At 62.4% G+C, this 17,996-nt stretch carries 20 protein-coding genes; 16 read left to right on the top strand and 4 right to left on the bottom strand.

Features of this window, described 5'->3' with window-relative positions; all coding sequences use genetic code 11:
- Window positions 1-318 precede the first annotated feature (318 nt).
- The 13 genes from AC4FS3_RS21145 to AC4FS3_RS21085 all read left to right on the top strand — a co-directional run bounded on the left by AC4FS3_RS21145 (window position 319) and on the right by AC4FS3_RS21085 (window position 9,303).
- On the top strand, window positions 319-1,215 hold the full coding sequence (locus AC4FS3_RS21145; RefSeq protein ID WP_491022172.1) for an HpcH/HpaI aldolase/citrate lyase family protein: 897 nt from the start codon (window positions 319-321) through the stop codon (window positions 1,213-1,215).
- 52 nt (window positions 1,216-1,267) lie between these two features.
- On the top strand, window positions 1,268-1,816 hold the full coding sequence (locus tag AC4FS3_RS21140) for an NnrU family protein (protein ID WP_491022171.1): 549 nt from the start codon (window positions 1,268-1,270) through the stop codon (window positions 1,814-1,816).
- 4 nt (window positions 1,817-1,820) lie between these two features.
- A complete protein-coding gene (locus AC4FS3_RS21135) occupies window positions 1,821-2,024 on the top strand; it encodes a DUF1737 domain-containing protein (RefSeq protein ID WP_283176886.1) in 204 nt (67 codons plus the stop codon).
- A 110-nt stretch (window positions 2,025-2,134) separates the two neighbouring features.
- Window positions 2,135-3,163 (top strand): MaoC family dehydratase, encoded by a 1,029-nt coding sequence (locus tag AC4FS3_RS21130; protein WP_491022170.1) that lies wholly within the window; start codon window positions 2,135-2,137, stop codon window positions 3,161-3,163.
- Window positions 3,164-3,369: 206 nt separating this feature from the next.
- Window positions 3,370-4,053 (top strand): hypothetical protein, encoded by a 684-nt coding sequence (locus AC4FS3_RS21125; RefSeq protein WP_491022169.1) that lies wholly within the window; start codon window positions 3,370-3,372, stop codon window positions 4,051-4,053.
- Between the two features lie 276 nt (window positions 4,054-4,329).
- Window positions 4,330-4,719, top strand: a complete 390-nt coding sequence (sdhC, locus tag AC4FS3_RS21120; RefSeq protein WP_491022168.1) for a succinate dehydrogenase, cytochrome b556 subunit — start codon at window positions 4,330-4,332, stop codon at window positions 4,717-4,719.
- Between the two features lie 13 nt (window positions 4,720-4,732).
- Window positions 4,733-5,104 carry a succinate dehydrogenase, hydrophobic membrane anchor protein gene (sdhD, locus tag AC4FS3_RS21115; protein WP_198836064.1) on the top strand — a complete coding sequence of 124 codons (372 nt, stop codon included), beginning with the start codon at window positions 4,733-4,735 and terminating at the stop codon, window positions 5,102-5,104.
- Window positions 5,105-5,157: 53 nt separating this feature from the next.
- On the top strand, window positions 5,158-6,963 hold the full coding sequence (sdhA, locus tag AC4FS3_RS21110; protein ID WP_283176890.1) for a succinate dehydrogenase flavoprotein subunit: 1,806 nt from the start codon (window positions 5,158-5,160) through the stop codon (window positions 6,961-6,963).
- A complete protein-coding gene (locus tag AC4FS3_RS21105; RefSeq protein ID WP_491022167.1) occupies window positions 6,963-7,430 on the top strand; it encodes a hypothetical protein in 468 nt (155 codons plus the stop codon). Before sdhA ends, AC4FS3_RS21105 begins: the two co-directional genes overlap by 1 nt.
- On the top strand, window positions 7,411-7,770 hold the full coding sequence (locus AC4FS3_RS21100) for a hypothetical protein (protein WP_491022166.1): 360 nt from the start codon (window positions 7,411-7,413) through the stop codon (window positions 7,768-7,770). Before AC4FS3_RS21105 ends, AC4FS3_RS21100 begins: the two co-directional genes overlap by 20 nt.
- A complete protein-coding gene (locus tag AC4FS3_RS21095; protein WP_491022165.1) occupies window positions 7,767-8,084 on the top strand; it encodes a hypothetical protein in 318 nt (105 codons plus the stop codon). The genes AC4FS3_RS21100 and AC4FS3_RS21095 overlap by 4 nt, the downstream gene beginning before the upstream one ends.
- Window positions 8,084-8,380: a hypothetical protein gene (locus tag AC4FS3_RS21090; protein WP_283176893.1), complete on the top strand. Its 297-nt coding sequence runs from the start codon at window positions 8,084-8,086 to the stop codon at window positions 8,378-8,380. The genes AC4FS3_RS21095 and AC4FS3_RS21090 overlap by 1 nt, the downstream gene beginning before the upstream one ends.
- Before the next feature lie 143 nt (window positions 8,381-8,523).
- Entirely contained in the window at window positions 8,524-9,303 is a 780-nt protein-coding gene (locus tag AC4FS3_RS21085) for a succinate dehydrogenase iron-sulfur subunit (protein ID WP_283176894.1), read from the top strand.
- Between the two features lie 362 nt (window positions 9,304-9,665).
- On the opposite strand, the gene AC4FS3_RS21080 is transcribed toward AC4FS3_RS21085, so the two are convergent.
- The 3 genes from AC4FS3_RS21080 to AC4FS3_RS21070 all read right to left on the bottom strand — a co-directional run bounded on the left by AC4FS3_RS21080 (window position 9,666) and on the right by AC4FS3_RS21070 (window position 14,429).
- Complete coding sequence (locus tag AC4FS3_RS21080) at window positions 9,666-10,634, bottom strand: aldo/keto reductase (protein ID WP_491022164.1); 969 nt, start codon at window positions 10,632-10,634, stop codon at window positions 9,666-9,668.
- 136 nt (window positions 10,635-10,770) lie between these two features.
- Window positions 10,771-12,132, bottom strand: a complete 1,362-nt coding sequence (gene gdhA, locus AC4FS3_RS21075; RefSeq protein WP_283176896.1) for an NADP-specific glutamate dehydrogenase — start codon at window positions 12,130-12,132, stop codon at window positions 10,771-10,773.
- A 299-nt stretch (window positions 12,133-12,431) separates the two neighbouring features.
- Window positions 12,432-14,429 (bottom strand): protein meaA, encoded by a 1,998-nt coding sequence (locus AC4FS3_RS21070; RefSeq protein ID WP_491022163.1) that lies wholly within the window; start codon window positions 14,427-14,429, stop codon window positions 12,432-12,434.
- Between the two features lie 215 nt (window positions 14,430-14,644).
- Between AC4FS3_RS21070 and serB the strand changes: the two genes are divergently transcribed.
- The 3 genes from serB to AC4FS3_RS21055 are packed head-to-tail and all read left to right on the top strand — an operon-like array spanning window position 14,645 to window position 16,762.
- Complete coding sequence (gene serB / locus AC4FS3_RS21065) at window positions 14,645-15,520, top strand: phosphoserine phosphatase SerB (protein ID WP_491022162.1); 876 nt, start codon at window positions 14,645-14,647, stop codon at window positions 15,518-15,520.
- Complete coding sequence (locus AC4FS3_RS21060) at window positions 15,517-15,996, top strand: GNAT family N-acetyltransferase (protein ID WP_491022161.1); 480 nt, start codon at window positions 15,517-15,519, stop codon at window positions 15,994-15,996. Before serB ends, AC4FS3_RS21060 begins: the two co-directional genes overlap by 4 nt.
- A 1-nt stretch (window position 15,997) precedes the next feature.
- Complete coding sequence (locus AC4FS3_RS21055; RefSeq protein ID WP_491022160.1) at window positions 15,998-16,762, top strand: TSUP family transporter; 765 nt, start codon at window positions 15,998-16,000, stop codon at window positions 16,760-16,762.
- Between the two features lie 41 nt (window positions 16,763-16,803).
- Here the strand turns inward: AC4FS3_RS21055 and zapE are convergent, their stop codons facing one another.
- Window positions 16,804-17,910 carry a cell division protein ZapE gene (gene zapE / locus AC4FS3_RS21050; protein ID WP_491022159.1) on the bottom strand — a complete coding sequence of 369 codons (1,107 nt, stop codon included), beginning with the start codon at window positions 17,908-17,910 and terminating at the stop codon, window positions 16,804-16,806.
- Window positions 17,911-17,996 lie beyond the last annotated feature (86 nt).

The following is a 17,996-nucleotide window of genomic DNA, read 5'->3' as shown; positions in this document are numbered from 1 at the left end:
AGGCCGGACATCTGATAGCAAACGATTTGGTCAAAAGTCTTCTGCAATCCTGACAAGAGAGGGGCCGTCCACATCTGTAACCTGAGCGTATCAGTGCGGGGAAAACACGCGACGCTGCGTCTGGTTCCCCCGGGGCAGGATCACGATATGTCACCGCGGCGTGTTTTCGCCAGGGCATGAGGACAGATGTCGGGGGCAGTAACCGGGGCCGGAGATCTGACGGTGCAGAAATAGTTTCTGCAATGCGGCATTTCATGGCTTGCCGAATGTGCCAATTTTGTGCTTTGACACGCAAGATTATTGCCATGGAGGCCCGCCATGTCCCGCTCGCAGCCGGCTCAGCCCTGCCGTTCGGTTCTCTATATCCCTGCCTCGCGCGAGCGGGCGCTGGAAAAGGCGCGGGATCTGGCCTGTGATGCGATCATCTTTGATCTGGAGGATGCGGTCGCGCCCGAGGAAAAACCCGCCGCGCGCGCCCTGCTGGCGCGGGTGCTGGCGGAGGCCGACTATGGGCGCCGGCTGAAACTGGTCCGGATCAACGGGTTCGACACCGAATGGGGGCGTGAAGATGCGGCGGCTATGGCGCGCGCAATCGCGGCCGGGGCGAAGATCGACGCGCTGCTGGTGCCAAAAGTCAGTGCACCTGCTGATCTCGATGCGGTGTCCGCTGTGGCGCCGGGGGTCAGCCTTTGGGCAATGATGGAGACCTGCGCCGGCATGCTGAACGCAGCGGCGATTGCGGTGCATCCCGCGTTGAAGGGCATGGTGATGGGCACCAATGACCTTGCGAAAGAGCTCGGGAGCCGTTTCCGCCCCGACCGTCTGCCGATGCAGGCGGGGCTGGGGCACTGTCTGCTGGCCGCGCGCGCCTATGGGCTGATCATCGTGGATGGCGTCTATAATGCGTTCAAAGACGAGGCGGGCTTGCGGGCGGAATGCGAGCAGGGCCGCGATATGGGCTTTGATGGCAAAACGCTGATCCATCCGGCGCAACTCGACATCGCCAATGCGGCTTTCGCGCCGTCAGAGGCCGAGCTTGATCTCGCCCGCCGCCAGATCGCGGCCTTTGAAGAGGTCGCCTCTTCGGGCGGCGGTGTTGCGGTGGTGGACGGGCGCATCGTCGAGAACCTGCATATCGTGACCGCGCGGGCGCTTCTGGAGAAGGACGCCGCAATCAGGGCTGCGGCGATAGCGGCGCTGGCGCCTGCCGGCTGATCGGGCGAAACCTGCCTGACCCTTTATTGCCAGCCGAATCGGAGCCCGCGCCATGATCATCCTCACCCTCGGAGTGCTTTTGTGGAGCCTCGCCCATCTTCTGGGCCGGGTCGCGCCGGGTCTGCGGGACCGGCTTGGCGGAAGGGCGGGGATGGGGCTGGTCTCATTGACCGCAACGGCCCTGATGGTCTTTGGCTACCGCGCGGCGGAGGGTGAGTTTTACTGGGGCCGTGACCCGATGACGACCGGGATCAATAACCTCCTGATGCTGGTCTCGGTCTATCTCTTCGCAGCGGCGGGGATGAAGACGAAGGTCGGGCGGATGATCCGGCATCCGATGCTCTGGGGCGTGGTGATCTGGACGCTTGCGCATATCCTCGTCAATGGTGACACCCCGTCTTTCGTGCTGTTTGGCGGCATCGGGATCTGGGCGCTGTTGCAGATGCTGGCGATCAACCGCATGGGACCATGGCTGCGGCCGGAACCCCGCCCCGGCAAAAGCCCTGCGCGCATGGAGATGATTGCCATTTTCGGCACTCTGGTGGTTTATGGCGCGATTGCCGCGGCGCATTACGCGCTCGGTTATGCTGTATTCGGGTGATCTGATGAGACTTTACCGCTTTCTGTCCGGCGATGACACTTCCGCCTTTTGCCACAAGGTTTCGGCCGCGCTGGCGAAAGGGTGGGAGCTTTATGGCGAGCCGAGCTATGCGTTTGACGCCTCGAACGGGGTGATGCGCTGTGGCCAGGCGGTGATCAAAGAGGTGCCGGGGGAATATTCGCCGGATCTGAAGCTCGGCGAGCAATAGAGACCGGGGAAGGGGGCACTGCCTCCGTCTGCCTCGGGCAGACTTCCCCGCAGTATTTTGGTCAGGAAGAAGGGCCTTTGCGCCTTTCCGGCTGCATTGGGGGAAGAGGAATGAAGACCAATCCGGGGCGGTTTTTCGAGGATTACCGTATGGGCGAGGTGATCCGCCATGCGGTGCCGCGCACGGTGTCGGGGGGCGAGCGGGCGCTGTATCATGCGCTTTATCCGGCGCGGGGCGCGCTTTATTCCTCGGATGAATTTGCGCGGGCCTCGGGGCTGGCGGCAAGCCCGATGGATGATCTGATCGCCTTTCATACGGTCTTCGGCAAGACGGTGCCGGATATCTCGCTGAATGCGGTGGCCAATCTGGGCTATGCCGAGGGGCGCTGGCTGGCGCCGGTCTGGCCGGGGGATACGCTGCGGTCGGAGTCCGAGGTGATCGGGCTGAAGGAGAATTCCAACGGCAAATCCGGCGTGGTCTATGTGCGCACGCGCGGCCTGAATCAGCGCGGCGAAGTGGTGCTTGATTATGTCCGTTGGGTGATGGTGAAAAAGGCGCGCGATGTGGAGACGCCGGAGCCGGTGGTGCCGGATTTGCGCAAGGTGGTGCCGGCCGCGGAGCTGGTGGTGCCGGCCGGGCTTGATTTCAGCCGCTACGATTTTGGTCTGGCCGGCGAGCCGCATCGCTGGGGAGATTACGCGGTCGGCGAGAAGATCGACCATGTCGATGGTGTCACCGTCGAGGAGGCCGAGCATATGCTCGCGACGCGGCTCTGGCAGAACACCGCGAAAGTGCATTTCGATGCGACCAATCGTGAAGACGGGCGGCGGCTGATCTATGGCGGGCATGTGATCAGCCTCGCGCGGGCCTTGTCGTTCAACGGGCTCGCCAATGCGCAGATGATCGTGGCGCTGAATGCCGGCGCCCATGCCAATCCTTGTTTCTCGGGCGATACGGTCAGGGCCTGGTCCGAGGTGCTCGACCGGGCGGAAACCTCTGCACCGGGGGTTGGAGCGCTGCGGTTGCGACTGGTGGCGGTGAAACAGGGGGCCGCGCCTTTCGCGCTGAAAGGCGCGGATGGCAAATATCTGCCCGAGGTGCTGCTTGATCTGGATTACTGGGCGCTGGTGCCGCTGTAAGGCGGCGGCCGAACTGCCTGGCGAGACCAGATGGTGGGTGAGGGCCCTGCGGCCGGGGGCTGTTTGGCGGGTGCAGGTTTAGCCTTTAGCTGTGCTTTGTTATACACTCGTTCAATATCTTGTTGTACGTTTGTAAAACAGTGCTTGCGTGATGCGCATCGGTGATTCCAGGCTTGGCGGGCTACCTCAAGCCAGGAGTCATGACGATGTCTGAACACGTTCTTAATGGCCCGAAGAGATGCGCGACGAAACTCGTCACGAGACTCGCGGGGTCTGCTTTTTTCGGTTTGTTTGTTTTTTCTGGTCTGGCGCAAGCCGAGGATCTCAACCTCTACGGCGGCACCGCGCTGCAATATTATACGAAAAATGATGACGGCCCGTCGAAATCCGATCTGAACGGCTATCTCGAGCTTGACTATCGCGGGGCCTATATCGGGGCCTGGGCCGAAATCACCAATTGGGAAGATGCCAATGAGGTTGATCTCTATTTCGGCTATCGCGGCGAGGCGGGCCGGCTGAGCTACGATGTTAACTATTATTACTACGTTTATCCCGAGGTGAAGGGCGGCGATTACGGCGAGCTTGGTCTGGTGCTGGGCTATGGGCTGACCGATCAGTTCACCATCGGAACCGAGCTTTACACCCAGCCAAAAACCGGCAACGGAAGCGCCTATCTTACCGCAGCGATGCTGTTAGGGGACCGGTTTGGCCTTGATGCCACATGGGGGAAATATGACGAGGGCTATGGCAGCTTTGCCGAATGGGAGGTCGGTGGCTACTATATGTTGAGTGACGAGGTGAGCCTTGGCCTGCGCTATTACAATGGCGAGGATTATGACGATTATTTCCGGCTGGAACTGGCCTGGAACACGACTTTCCTGACGCGCTGAGAGGCGAAACTGCGGCGGCGGCCCAGGGAAAGGGCCGCTGTTTGCCTTCGCGACAGGGTGTGTGATCACAGCCTCTGATATCGTGATCACAAAATTTGCAAAAACTTTGGTGGTTAGCGGGAACAGTTAGCGTTTGCGGCATTGCCCCTCGTGACTCGGGTGATAAAAGCGATATGACGATTGGCATATCGAAGCGCGCTCCATCGCATATCCACCCAGCCGAACCCTTTCGGGGCGTGTGCGGGCAGGAGCAAGCCAGCGACGAAGGGACAAGCCATGTCTGCACCAAAGCGGGTCGAGCGACCCCTCTCCCCGTTTATGATCGGCCCCTATTACCGGCCGCAGATGACCTCGATCTCGTCGATCATGGTGCGGATCACCGGCATCGCGACTCTGGGCACGATTTTCCTGATCGTGGCCTGGCTGGTGGCGGCGGTGACCTCACCTGCGGCTTTTGACTGTGTCAACTGGCTGCTGACCTCGGTGATCGGCGATATCATCATGACGCTCGCGGCCTGGGCGATCTGGTATCACGCGCTTGGGCGGCTGCGCCATGTGATCTGGGATCTGGGCTATTTCATTGAAGTGAAGGCCAATGAGATCATGGGATGGGGCATGTTCCTCGGTGCCACGATCCTGACCATCATCACCGTTCTTGTGGTCTGAGGGAGAGCAAGAGATGCGTTTCATCACCGACCGCAAAGCCGCTGATGGCCTTGGATCCGCTCGGGCCGGCACCCATCACCACTGGCATATGCTGATCAGCTCGGTGCTGCTGGTCGTGCTGGTGCCGCTGTTTGTGTTCACCTTCGGCTATGGCCTTGGCCGCACGCATGAAGGCGTTCTGGCCTGGTTCTCGCGGCCCTGGCCTGCGATCATCACCGGGCTGACGCTGATCGTGGTGACGCTGCATTGCAAGGCCGAGGCCGAAGAGGCGATCATTGACTATGTGCATGGCGCAAAGGCGAAACTGGCGCTGGTCGCGGTGACGGGCCTCGCCTGGGCGCTGATTGTGGTGGGGCTTTTCGCTCTGGTTAAACTGGCGCTGTAAGCGGCTGCCCGGATGGGGCTGCCCTGCAAGAGATGCGGTAAGGAAAGACGGAAATGACGGCTGCATACCAATACGAGACGCATGAATATGACGTCGTGGTTGTCGGTGCCGGTGGCGCGGGCCTGCGCGCAACGCTTGGCATGGCCGAGCAGGGGCTGCACACCGCCTGCGTGACCAAGGTCTTCCCGACGCGGTCTCACACCGTCGCGGCCCAGGGCGGGATCGCGGCGTCTTTGGCCAATATGGGCCCCGACAACTGGCAGTGGCATATGTATGACACCGTCAAGGGATCGGACTGGCTGGGCGATACCGATGCGATGGAATATCTCGCGCGCGAAGCCCCCAAGGCGGTTTATGAGCTGGAACATTACGGCGTGCCGTTTTCCCGCACGGAAGAGGGCAAGATCTATCAGCGTCCCTTCGGCGGTCACACGACCGAATTCGGCGAAGGCCCGCCCGTGCAGCGCACCTGTGCCGCCGCTGACCGCACCGGCCACGCGATCCTGCACACGCTTTATGGCCGGTCGCTGAAGGAACAGGCCGAGTTCTATATCGAATATTTCGCGCTTGATCTGATCATCACCGACGGGCGCTGCACCGGTGTGCTGTGCTGGAAGCTTGATGACGGCACCATGCATGTCTTCAACGCCAAGATGGTGGTGTTGGCGACCGGCGGTTACGGGCGTGCCTATTTCTCGGCGACCTCGGCCCATACCTGCACCGGCGATGGTGGAGGCATGGTGGCCCGCGCCGGCCTCGCCCTTCAGGATATGGAATTCGTGCAATTCCACCCGACCGGGATCTATGGCTCGGGCTGTCTGATCACCGAAGGCGCGCGCGGCGAAGGCGGTTACCTGACCAATTCCAACGGCGAGCGGTTCATGGAGCGTTACGCGCCCCATTACAAAGACCTCGCGCCGCGCGACTATGTCTCGCGCTGTATGACGATGGAGATCCGCGAGGGCCGGGGTGTCGGCGCCGACAAGGATCACATCTTCCTCCACCTGAACCATCTGCCACCCGCGACGTTGCATGAGAGGCTGCCGGGGATTTCCGAATCCGCCAAGATCTTCGCCGGCGTCGATCTGAACAAAGAGCCGATCCCGGTTCTGCCGACCGTTCACTACAATATGGGTGGCATCCCGACGAATTACTGGGGCGAGGTGCTGAACCCGACCCCGGAAAACCCCGATGCGATCTTCCCCGGCCTGATGGCGGTGGGCGAGGCGGGCTGTGCAAGCGTTCATGGCGCGAACCGACTTGGCTCGAACTCGCTGATTGACCTTGTGGTCTTCGGGCGTGCCGCCGCGATCCGCGCCGGTCAGGTGGTCGACCCGAAATCGCCGGTGCCGCCCACGAACAAGGCCAGCGTCGACCAGGCGCTGGCGCGGTTCGACGGGCTGCGTCATGCGAATGGCCAGACCCCGACCGCCGATCTGCGGCTCGAGATGCAGAAAACCATGCAGCGTGACGCCGCCGTCTTCCGCACGGAAAAGACGCTGGCCGAGGGCGAAGTCGCGATGACCGAAATCGCCGGCAAGATGGCCGATATCAAGGTCACCGACCGTTCGATGATCTGGAACAGCGATCTGATGGAGACGCTGGAACTGACCAACCTGATGCCAAACGCGCTGGCGACGATCTATGGCGCGCATGCCCGGACCGAAAGCCGCGGCGCCCATGCGCATGAGGACCACCCGACCCGCGACGACGTGAACTGGCGCAAGCACAGCCTCGCCCATGTTGACGGCAACAAAGTTACGCTCTCCTATCGTCCCGTCCACCTGGACCCGCTGACCGCAGAGGCGGAGGGCGGAATCAGTCTCAAGAAGATTGCCCCGGCAGAACGGAAATTCTGATGCGTATTCGCGGTGGTGTATTGCTTGCCTCGCTGATGACCCTGGGCCTTGCGGCCTGCGGCGGCGGCTATAGTGATCCCGCGACATCGTGTATTTTTGCTGCGGGCCACGCCAATCCGGGTGAGGGCCAGAAAGCAGCGCGGGATACGGCAACACGCGACTGCATTGACCGGGAGGTCCGCAAACAGGCGACTTTGACCGGGACAGAGGTGAAGCGGATAGACGGCCCGAATGGCAGTACGACCTGGGTCAAAGCCGGATCGGCCGCCGATCGTGCCGCCTCCGGCAAGGCCATTCCGACGATCAATACGCGCCCGGGCAACACAAGCCCGGTTTCTGTCGGGGCCCCGACAGCTGCGGCCCCGTCAAGGGGCAGCGTGCAAGCGGTTGCACCTCTGGTCGGGCCGGATCAGACCTGCCGGAAAACCATGATCGGAGGGACTGGCTATGCCTGTATCGCGAACTAAATCCCTGTTGGCGATTGCCACGCTCGCGCTTTCCGGCTGCGTCGCTGGCGAGAGCATGATGCAGGAGACCACCCGTTCGCTGGCGCGTACAGCTGTGAACGGGGCGGCAAACCACTATCTGCCGGGTGTCAATGTTTCGCCCTACACGGATTGCGTGATCAACAACGCGCAGACGGGGGAACTCATGCAGCTGGCGCAATATGCCTCGGCTGGTGCCAATGGCGCGACCCAGGCCTGGCCGGTGGTGCGCAGCATCGCGAGCCGGCCCGAGGCGACACAATGTCTGATGCAGTCGCTGACCGCGACGGATCTGCTAAAAGTCGGGGGGGCTTCGCTGTGATCTTCCGTTTCGCGCTGATCCCGGCCGCGATGCTGGTTGCGGCCTGCGACCCGCAGGCGCTGGCTGACAAGACCACCCGCAATATCGCGTATGGCGTGGTGATGCCGGTGGTGTCGCGGGAACTGCCGGCAGCCCCGGCGGGCCAGGCAACGGAGTGCATTCTCAATGCGGCCTCGATGCCTGAGATCCGGGCACTGGCACGCGATACCGGCGTCGAGGCCGGTTCGCTGACCCGCGAGAATGTCCGCAACATCGCGCTGCGCCCCGCTGCGCAAAGCTGTTTTGCCGCCCATAACATCCCGCAGGTGCGCTGATGCGGCACCTTGCCCCGCTTGTTCTGGTCTTCCTTGCCGCCTGTGGCCCGGTTTCTGTGCACCGTGCCGAAGAAATGTGCCTCAAATCTGCCCGCGAGGCGAAGGGGCCGACCGGGACGGCAGGGATCGGCATCGTCTCCGGCCCTTCGGGCACCAGACCGCGCGGCGATCTCGAACTCAATATCTCGTCAGACTGGCTGATGCGCCGGGATCCGGCGGTGGTCTATGAGACCTGTGTGATGTCCAAATCGGGGCAGGCGCCGAGCCGCCCCTATAATATGCTGGTGCGGGGATAGGCAGGATGCAGGCGCGTCCGGGGCCAGGCCCCGCAACCAGAAAATGCGCCGGCCTGCCCGGTACCTTCATCGCCCGGCGCCCTGTGGCGCCCTGCGGATTTCATTTTGGCGCCAAGCACAAAGCCAGAGCCTGAGGAACAGCCATGGTCCAGTTTTCGCTCCCCAAGAACTCCAAGGTCCGTACCGGCAAGACCTGGCCAAAGCCCGCCGGTGCGAAGAACACCAGGGCCTTCCGCATCTATCGCTGGGATCCTGATACCGGCGAGAACCCGCGGGTCGACACCTATTACCTCGACATGGACAAATGCGGGCCCATGGTTCTGGACGCGCTGATCAAGATCAAGAACGAGATCGATCCGACGCTGACCTTCCGCCGTTCCTGCCGGGAAGGGATCTGCGGCTCCTGCGCGATGAATATCGATGGTGGCAACCATCTGGCCTGTATCTATGGGCTTGATGAGATCAGGGGCGATGTAAAGATTTACCCGCTGCCGCATATGTCGGTGATCAAGGACCTGATCCCCGACCTGACGCATTTCTACGCCCAGCATGCCTCGATCATGCCCTGGCTGGAAACCCGCTCGAACACCCCGGCGAAGGAATGGCGCCAGTCGATCGAAGACCGCAAAAAGCTCGACGGGCTTTATGAATGCGTGATGTGTGCGTCCTGCTCTACCTCCTGCCCGAGCTATTGGTGGAATTCCGATAAGTATCTTGGCCCGGCGGCGCTGTTGCATGCCTATCGCTGGATCGTAGATTCCCGCGACGAGATCACCGGCGAGCGGCTGGACGGGCTGGAAGATCCGTTCAAGCTCTATCGCTGCCATACAATCATGAACTGCGCCAAGACCTGCCCGAAGGGGCTTAACCCGGCAAAGGCGATTGCGGAAATCAAGAACCTGATGGTCGAGCGCGCCGTCTGAATCTGGCCGGGCAGAGGGGGCCAGCCCCCTCGCGCGTGCCGCGCTCACCCCCGGGATATTTAGAGACAGATGAAAGAGACCGTGTTTTTCATCTGTCCTTAAATATCCCCGCCGGAGGCGCAGGCTGGCCAGTGGCGCAGGTGCCGGAGTTGTTTCGCCATGATCCTGTTTCTCCCCATTGGCCTTGCTCTGCTTTTTTTCGGTCTTTGGTATTACAGGCGCGGGTCAACTCTGACCCGCGCCTGTCGATGGCGGCTTGAACGCCATATTGGCCCCGATCATTACCGCTGCGCGGCCTGTGGGGCTAAAACCGATACCGGGCCGGGGCGCACGCCGAATGCCTGTCTTCGGCCCGGGCGCGGTCAGCAGTAGCGCTCGATGCCTGCCAGCTGGTGATCGCCGTAGCGGTCGCCTTCGGCAAAAGCTGCGGGAAGCAACTGGTCTATCCGGGCCTGGTCTTCAGTCGTGAAGCTGATCTCGTCAGCTGCCAGCCAGTGCTGCAGATGCGCGGCGCTGCGGGTGCCGGGGATGGGCAGGATATGGTCGCCTTTTTGCAAGGTCCAGGCGAGGGCGGTGGCGGAGGTGGTCCAGCCTCTCTCGCGGCAAAAGGCGCGGAAGCTTTCAATCGTTGCTGTATTGCGTGAGAACGCAGGTTCAATAAAGCGCGGATTTCGCCCGCGGAATCCGTCGGTCGGCGGCGCCAGCGCCGTTTCGCCCAGCATGCCGCGCGCCAGCGGCGAGAAGGCCACGAAGGTTGTGCCAAGTTCGGCGCAGGCCTGGATCATGCCGAGCTCTGGCTGACGGCTCCAGAGCGAATATTCGTTCTGCACGGCCATGCAGGGATGGATCATATGGGCGCGGCGCAGGGTGGCGGGCGCGATCTCCGACAGGCCGTAGCCGCCGATCTTTCCCTCCTCAATCAGTCGCGAGAGGGTTCCGATCACCTCTTCCAGTGGGCGTTCGGCCTCGCGGCGGTGGATGTAGAAGAGCTCGACATGATCGCGGCGCAGCCGCTTCAGCGAGGCCTCCAGCTCGCTTCGCAGATAGGGTTCGGAATTATCGATCCGGCGCGGGGTGCCGTCGACGATCGCGGCTTTGGTGGCGATCACCGGGGAATGTCCGCGCGCCTGAAGCCATGTGCCGATCACGGTTTCCGAGACGCCCATGCCATAGATATTGGCGGTGTCGAAATGGGTAATGCCGGCATCCCAGGCAGCATCCAGCGCCCTGAGGCTGGTCGCCTCATCGGTCGCGCCGAATATACCGCCCAGAGACATTGCACCAAAGCCAATGGTGCCGACATCGTGGCGGCCGAGTTTACGGGTCTTCATGAGGAGGCTCCTGTCACGAGAGGGTGGCCATACAACAGGAGCGAATTGCTTCATGCAAGAGCGGAACCGCGGCCAGCCACGTAAAAGGGGCGCAGCCTTGCAGCCACGCCCCTCGCTTTAAAACATCCGGTCAGGATCAGATGACGCCGAGCGCCCGCATCGCTTCGGCCACTTTCACGAAGCCCGCGATATTCGCGCCCATCACGTAATCGCCCGGCGCGCCGAATTCCTCGGCCGTGCCGGCGCAGGTGTCGTGGATGTTCTTCATGATGATGGCGAGACGCGCTTCTGTCTGGTCAAAGGTCCAGCTGTCGCGGCTGGCGTTTTGCTGCATCTCGAGCGCCGATGTGGCCACGCCGCCGGCATTTGCCGCCTTGCCGGGGGCGAAGAGGACGCCCGCATCCTGGAAAATCCGCACAGCATCCGGGGTCGAGGGCATATTCGCGCCTTCACCCACCGCCACCACGCCGTTTTTCACCAGCGCTTTCGCATCCTTACCGGTCAGCTCGTTCTGCGTGGCCGAAGGCATCGCCACGTCGCAGGGCACGTCCCAGATCGAGCCTTCGCCCGCCTTGACGAACCAGACGCCCTTGCCCTCGCCCTTGATACGCAGATATTCCGAGATCCGGGCGCGGCGCACCTCTTTGATTTCCTGGATCAGGTCGAGGTCGATGCCGTTCTCGTCAACGATATAGCCCGAGCTGTCGGACATAGCGATGACCTTGCCGCCGAAGGAGGTGACCTTCTCATGGCTGTAGATCGCGACATTCCCGGAGCCAGAGATCACCACTTTCTTGCCGTCGAACGAGGTGCCCTTGGTCCCCAGCATCGATTGCACGAAATAGGTATTGCCATAGCCGGTGGCTTCAGTGCGGGCGCGCGAGCCGCCGTAGAACAGCGCCTTACCGGTGAGTACGCCGGCCTCGTAGCGGTTCGTCAGGCGTTTATATTGGCCGAACATATAGCCGATCTCGCGGCCGCCGACGCCGATATCGCCTGCGGGAACGTCCGTGTATTCGCCGATATGGCGGTGGAGTTCGAGCATGAAGGACTGACAGAAACGCATGATTTCGCGGTCAGACTTGCCCTTCGGGTCGAAATCGGAGCCGCCTTTGCCGCCGCCGATCGGCAGGCCGGTCAGCGCGTTTTTGAAGGTCTGTTCAAAGCCGAGGAATTTGATGATCCCGACATTCACCGAAGGGTGGAACCGGATGCCGCCCTTATAAGGGCCAAGGGCCGAGTTGAACTGGACGCGGAAGGCGCGGTTGATGCGGACCTGGCCCGCGTCATCAATCCACGGCACGCGGAAGATGATCTGGCGTTCGGGTTCGCAAATGCGCTCGATCAGCGCGTCTTCGAGAAGGTCGGGGCGCTTGGCGACCACGCGACCGAGGCTTTCGAGAACCTCGCGTACCGCCTGGTGGAATTCGGGCTCACCCTGGTTGCGCCGCATCACCTCGGCAAGGATGGATTCAAGTCTCTCGTCCAGATGAGGCATTCTTGTTCCGCCGATTCGCCTGAAGATTATTCACATTGGCGCGAAATAAAGCAGTTTGAGGACAGGTATAAGGGCAATACGGCATTTTGCCTGAAAATTTGGCAAAATATCGTCACTCTGACTGACGATTGGTGCATATACCATAAAATATGCCGGATGGGTCGGTCATATTGACTGACCTGCCGGAGTAACCATCAAACCGCAAGGCGGCGCGACTGGGGTGGAAAATCGCTATGCCGCCCATGCAGACCGGGAAAACAGGTCGCGACCCGGGGCGGCGCCTGCGGAAAACCTGACGCTCACGCGGCCTCCGGCTCCGGGTCCACCAGGGTCACGATATCCATCATGATCCGGTTCAGCTCGAAATCTTTCGGCGTATAGACGGCGGCGACCCCCATGGCGCGCAGCTTCACCGCGTCCTCCTCGGGGATGATGCCGCCCACGACAACCGGGACGGTGAGGCCAGCCGCCCGCATCCGCTCCATCATATCGGAGATCAGCGGGATATGGCTGCCGGAAAGGATCGAGAGGCCGACGACATGCACGTCCTGGTCGGCGGCGGCGGCGACGATCTCGGCAGGCGTCAGGCGGATACCCTCGTAATGGATCTCCATGCCGCAATCGCGGGCGCGGGCGGCGATCTGTTCGGCGCCGTTCGAGTGGCCGTCGAGGCCGGGCTTGCCCACCAGGAAGGACAATTGCCTGCCCAGCCGGGCCGAGACCGCCGAGACCGCCTCGCGGATCGGCTCCAGCCCTTCGGTGCGGTTCGAGGGGTTCTTCGACACACCCGTCGGCCCGCGATACTGGCCGAAAGCCTTGCGGACGGTTTCGCCCCATTCGCCGGTGGTAGCACCGGCTTTGGCGGCTTTGATCGAGGGTGGCATGATATTGCGGCCCTGGGTTGCTGCCTCGCGCAACTCTTCCAGCGCCTCGCGGACGCGGGCCTCGTCGCGGGCCTCGCGCCAGGCGCGCAGGCGGTCAAGCTGATCGGCCTCGGCCGCTTCATCGATGACCATGATCGCGCCATCACCGGTTGTCAGGGGCGAGGGTTCGGTTTCGCGCCAGCGGTTCACGCCAACGACGATGGTCTCCTGGGTCTCGATCCGGGCGATGCGCTCGGCATTGGCCTCGACCAGCCGCGATTTCATATATTCGATCGAGGCGACCGCGCCGCCCATGGCGTCGATCTGCGCCAGCTCGTCACGCGCGCCCTGTTTCAGCGCCTCGACCTTGCGGTCGATGGCGGGGTTCTCGTCAAAGAGGTCGTCATATTCCAGCAGGTCGGTTTCATAGGCGAGGATCTGCTGCATCCGGAGCGACCATTGCTGATCCCAGGGCCGCGGCAGGCCAAGCGCCTCATTCCAGGCGGGCAGCTGCACGGCGCGGGCGCGGGCGCGTTTCGACAGCGTCACGGCAAGCATCTCGATCAGGATGCGGTAGACATTGTTTTCCGGCTGCGGTTCGGTCAGGCCAAGCGAGTTGACCTGCACCCCATAGCGGAAACGCGAGTATTTCTCGTCAGTTATGCCATAGCGGTCGCGACAGATCTCGGTCCAGAGATCGACAAAGGCGCGCATCTTGCACATCTCGGTGACAAACCGGATGCCGGCATTCACGAAGAAGGAAATCCGCCCGACCATCTTGGGGAAGTCCTTTTCCGCGACCTTCCCTTTCAGATCATCAAGCACCGCGCAGGCCGTGGCCAAAGCAAAGGCGAGCTCCTGTTCCGGCGTCGCGCCGGCCTCTTGCAGATGGTAGGAACAGACATTCATCGGGTTCCATTTCGGCAAGTGCTGCCCGGTCCAGGCCGCGACATCGGTGATCAGCCGCAGGCTCGGTTTCGGCGGGCAGATATAGGTGCCGCGCGAGAGATATTCCTTGATGATGTCGTTTTGTACGGTGCCCTGGAGCTGGGTGATATCCGCGCCCTGTTCTTCGGCCACGGCGACATACAGCGCGAGCAGCCAGGGCGCCGTCGCGTTGATCGTCATCGAGGTGTTCATCTGTTCAAGCGGGATATCTTTGAACAAGGACCGCATATCGCCCAGATGGCAGACCGGCACACCGACCTTGCCGACCTCGCCGCGCGAAAGCTCATGATCGCTGTCATAACCGGTTTGCGTCGGCAGATCGAAGGCAACCGAGAGGCCCGTCTGCCCCTTGGCGAGATTGCCGCGATAGAGCTCGTTCGAGGCGCTGGCGGTCGAATGGCCGGCATAGGTGCGAAAGAGCCATGGCTTATCCTTCACCGGCTTTGCGCCTGCGATGGTCTCCGTGGGAGCTTTTGCTTCGGTCATGGTCGCCTCACCTGTCACGCGCCGCCAATTCTGCATGCGCAATAATCTTTCGCATTGATAGAGGTATCGATTATTTAATGACAATGTCAATCGCTGCAATGCGGCGCTCGCGATGCAGGTGCAAAAGAACTCCAGCGCGCTGGATTTGGCCCCGGAAAGCGCGTAATTCCCGGGCTGAAACCCTGCCTGAGATCCCAGACGCGCCCGGAGGCCAGATGTTCGTCGCCACTTTGCTGACCAGCCCCGAGACCCCGATTCTGAACCGCGAAACGGTCGAGAGCCTGCGCAACGCCTGGGGGGGCGGTGATGCGCGCTGGCTGGATCCTGGCGTGGCGGCCGAGTTCCCTTTGGCCAATGTGCCGGACAATGCGGATCAGGTCTGGCGCGACCTCCAGTCGCTTCGGCTGGATCTGGCGATCCAGCCCGAGGCAGGGCGGAAGAAACAGCTGCTGATCGCCGATATGGATAGCACGATGATCCGCCAGGAATGTATCGACGAGCTGGCCGATGAGGCCGGTGTGGGCGCGCATGTCGCGGGGATCACTGCGCGGGCGATGAATGGCGAGCTGGATTTCGAAGCGGCTTTGCGCGAACGCGTGGGTCTGTTGAAAGGCCTGAAGGAAAGCGTGATTGCGGGCGTGATCCGGGACCGGATCACGCTGATGCCCGGCGGCGCGGTGCTGCTGAACACCATGAAAGCGCACGGCGCCTATACGGCGCTGGTCTCGGGCGGGTTTACCGCCTTTACTGCCGCCATTGCGGCGCGGCTCGGCTTTGATGAGAACCGCGCCAATACGCTGCTGGTTGAGGAGGGGAAGCTGACCGGCATGGTCGCCGATCCGATCCTCGGGAAAGAGGCCAAGGTGACGGCGCTGGAAGAGATCACCGCGAGGCTCGGGATCGGCGCTGATCAGGTGATCGCAGTGGGCGACGGCGCCAATGACCTGCCGATGCTACAGCGCGCCGGTACCGGGGTAGCACTTCACGCCAAGCCGAAGGTGCAGGCCGAGGCGAAGATCCGTGTCAATCACGGGGATCTGACGGCGCTGCTATACCTGCAGGGCTACACGCGCGAGGAGTTCGTAGCATGATTGTCCGCCGCGCTTTGCCAGCAGATGCACCCGCGATGACCGCGCTGCAAAACCTCATCATCCGCGAGGGCGGCACCACTGCCTATGAGGATGAGCGCGAGGAGGCCGATATCCTCGCGCGCTATATCGCGCCGGAAGATGGCATTTGCTGCTATGTTGCCGAGCTCGAGGGCCGGGTGATCGGCTTTCAGGTCGTCTCTCCCAATCCGGCGCTGCCCGCAGGCTGGGCGGAAATCGGGACATTCGTTGCGTCGGATGTCCAGGCACGCGGCATCGGCCAGGCGCTTTTCGCGGCCACAGGCGCTGCCGCCCGCGCGGCAGGTGTGGCAGTTCTGAACGCCACGATCCGCGCCGATAACCGCCCTGGCCTTGCCTATTATGCGCGGCTTGGCTTTGTGGATTACAGTGCAGATCCGGGCTGGGCGCTGAAAAGCGGCGCGGTTGTCGGGCGGGTGAGCCGGCGGCTCGACCTCTGACATGTTTGAAATCGCGACGGATCTGGCGCTTCTTCTGATGCTTGCGGCCTTTGTGGCGGGGATGATCGATTCCATCGCCGGCGGCGGCGGCCTGATCACGGTGCCTGCTTTGCTGCTTGCCGGCGTCTCGCCGATCGAGGCGCTGGCCACCAATAAGCTGCAAGGCAGCTTCGGCTCCGGCACCGCCGCGCTGACCTATGCCAAAGCGGGCCATGTGCGCCTGTCAGAACAGTTGCCGATGGCGGTGATTTCGGCCCTGGCGGCGGCAGCGGGCGCGATGGTGGCGCATCTGATTTCGGCAGATCTTTTGCGGATCATCATGCCGGTCGTGCTGATCGCGGTGGCGGGCTTTTTTGCCTTTCGCAAAGGGCTGAGCGATCAGGATCGGGTGCAGCGGATGAAGCCCGCGGTTTTCGCCTTTACCATCGTGCCCGCCATCGCGGCCTATGACGGCTTTTTCGGCCCCGGGACAGGCAGCTTCTTCATGATGGGTTTCGTGCTGCTGGCTGGATATGGGGTGCTGCGGGCCACCGCCCATACCAAACTCCTGAATTTCGCGTCAAATCTTGGCTCGCTTGCGGTGTTCATACCTTCGGGAAATGTGCTCTGGCTGGTGGGGCTGGGCATGGCGCTGACCCAGACGCTCGGCGCCTGGATCGGGGCGAAGCTGGCCATGCGGATCGGGGCGCAGCTGATCCGACCGCTGCTGGTCGTGACCTCGGGCGCTATGGCATTGCGTCTGATATGGCAGATATTCCACGGCTGACCCCCAGGGTCATACTGACGGACGGGGGACCGGGAGGCACCTTATTCTGCACCGGGATCCCTGTGATCGGATCCCCATGTCGCGTCCTGCATCTCGCGCAGCCGGCTCGCGGTGCGTTCAAATTCAAAGGCGCCGGTGCCTTCGAGGTATAACCGCTCCGGCTCATCCGCCGCCGATGCGATCAGCCGCACCTTTGCCTCGTAAAGCGCGTCGACCAGCGTCACAAAACGCTTTGCCTCATTATAGTTCGATGCCGAGAGCTGCGGGATATCTTCCAGAATCAGCACCCGGCAGGCGCTGGCAATCGCAAGAAAATCCGCGGCCCCCAGCGGGCGGGCGCAAAGATCGTAAAAGCCCGCGCGCCCGACACCGCTGGCAAAGCGCGGCAGCTCGACCTCGCGGCCATTGACCGGCAGCCGCAACGCCATGCCCGCAGCGCCGCCGGTGAGGTCATTCCAGATCGCATCGATCCGGCCGTGATTGCTGCCGGCGGGCTGGAACCAGACCTGTGCCCCGGTCAGCCGGTGCTGGCGATAATCATTGGCGCTGACGATCTCATGGATCACCAGCTTTTCGCGCAGGATGTCGATGAACGGCAAGAAGAGCTGCCGGTTCAGCCCGTTCTTGTACAGATCCTCGGGAGGGCGGTTCGAGGTCACTACAACCACCAGGCCCGCCGCAAAGAATTTCTCGAACAGCCGTCCCACGATCATCGCATCGGTGATATCGGTGATCTGCATCTCGTCAAAGGCCAGCAACCGCAGCTCGCGCGTGATCTTTGCCGCCACCGGCGCCAGCGCATCCTCGACGCCGGTCTTGCGCGCCTCATGCATCCCGTGATGGATTTCCTGCATGAAAGCGTGGAAATGCACGCGGCGTTTCGCCTCGATCGCCGTCATTTCGGTGAAAAGATCCATCAGCATCGACTTGCCACGCCCGACGCCGCCCCAGAGATAGAGCCCTTTCGGCGCCGCCGGAGGCGCCTTGCCGAACAGGCCCGACAGAAAGCCGCCTTTGCGCGGCGGATGGCTTTCGAGCCAGTCGCGCAGGCTCTCGAGCAGGGGCAATACATCGCGCTGTGCCGGGTCGGGGCGCAGGCTGCCATCGGCCACACGGGCCTCGTAGATCTCGGAAAGGGTCTGTCGCATCCGCGCTTTATAGCCGGGTGGCGCCGGGGCGGGAAGCACCAGACGCGGCAGCTGGCGGGGGAAAGTGGCGGGGGAAAGTGGCCGGG

Source organism: Pseudogemmobacter sp. TB195 (genome assembly GCF_058313095.1).
The sequence above is the reverse complement of the archived record's forward strand: the minus strand, read 5'-3'. Positions and strand labels throughout refer to the sequence as shown.

What these genes read in the sequence shown, in the direction of transcription:
- gdhA (WP_283176896.1), bottom strand. Translation starts at nt 12,132, where the DNA reads ATGCCTCATCTGGACGAGAGACTTGAATCCATCCTTGCCGAGGTGATG.
- sdhA (WP_283176890.1), top strand. Translation starts at nt 5,158, where the DNA reads ATGACGGCTGCATACCAATACGAGACGCATGAATATGACGTCGTGGTT.
- AC4FS3_RS21145 (WP_491022172.1), top strand. Translation starts at nt 319, where the DNA reads ATGTCCCGCTCGCAGCCGGCTCAGCCCTGCCGTTCGGTTCTCTATATC.
- AC4FS3_RS21100 (WP_491022166.1), top strand. Translation starts at nt 7,411, where the DNA reads ATGCCTGTATCGCGAACTAAATCCCTGTTGGCGATTGCCACGCTCGCG.
- sdhD (WP_198836064.1), top strand. Translation starts at nt 4,733, where the DNA reads ATGCGTTTCATCACCGACCGCAAAGCCGCTGATGGCCTTGGATCCGCT.
- AC4FS3_RS21080 (WP_491022164.1), bottom strand. Translation starts at nt 10,634, where the DNA reads ATGAAGACCCGTAAACTCGGCCGCCACGATGTCGGCACCATTGGCTTT.
- zapE (WP_491022159.1), bottom strand. Translation starts at nt 17,910, where the DNA reads ATGCGACAGACCCTTTCCGAGATCTACGAGGCCCGTGTGGCCGATGGC.
- AC4FS3_RS21105 (WP_491022167.1), top strand. Translation starts at nt 6,963, where the DNA reads ATGCGTATTCGCGGTGGTGTATTGCTTGCCTCGCTGATGACCCTGGGC.
- AC4FS3_RS21090 (WP_283176893.1), top strand. Translation starts at nt 8,084, where the DNA reads ATGCGGCACCTTGCCCCGCTTGTTCTGGTCTTCCTTGCCGCCTGTGGC.
- AC4FS3_RS21085 (WP_283176894.1), top strand. Translation starts at nt 8,524, where the DNA reads ATGGTCCAGTTTTCGCTCCCCAAGAACTCCAAGGTCCGTACCGGCAAG.
- AC4FS3_RS21125 (WP_491022169.1), top strand. Translation starts at nt 3,370, where the DNA reads ATGTCTGAACACGTTCTTAATGGCCCGAAGAGATGCGCGACGAAACTC.
- AC4FS3_RS21130 (WP_491022170.1), top strand. Translation starts at nt 2,135, where the DNA reads ATGAAGACCAATCCGGGGCGGTTTTTCGAGGATTACCGTATGGGCGAG.
- AC4FS3_RS21060 (WP_491022161.1), top strand. Translation starts at nt 15,517, where the DNA reads ATGATTGTCCGCCGCGCTTTGCCAGCAGATGCACCCGCGATGACCGCG.
- AC4FS3_RS21140 (WP_491022171.1), top strand. Translation starts at nt 1,268, where the DNA reads ATGATCATCCTCACCCTCGGAGTGCTTTTGTGGAGCCTCGCCCATCTT.
- sdhC (WP_491022168.1), top strand. Translation starts at nt 4,330, where the DNA reads ATGTCTGCACCAAAGCGGGTCGAGCGACCCCTCTCCCCGTTTATGATC.
- AC4FS3_RS21070 (WP_491022163.1), bottom strand. Translation starts at nt 14,429, where the DNA reads ATGACCGAAGCAAAAGCTCCCACGGAGACCATCGCAGGCGCAAAGCCG.
- AC4FS3_RS21055 (WP_491022160.1), top strand. Translation starts at nt 15,998, where the DNA reads ATGTTTGAAATCGCGACGGATCTGGCGCTTCTTCTGATGCTTGCGGCC.
- AC4FS3_RS21135 (WP_283176886.1), top strand. Translation starts at nt 1,821, where the DNA reads ATGAGACTTTACCGCTTTCTGTCCGGCGATGACACTTCCGCCTTTTGC.
- serB (WP_491022162.1), top strand. Translation starts at nt 14,645, where the DNA reads ATGTTCGTCGCCACTTTGCTGACCAGCCCCGAGACCCCGATTCTGAAC.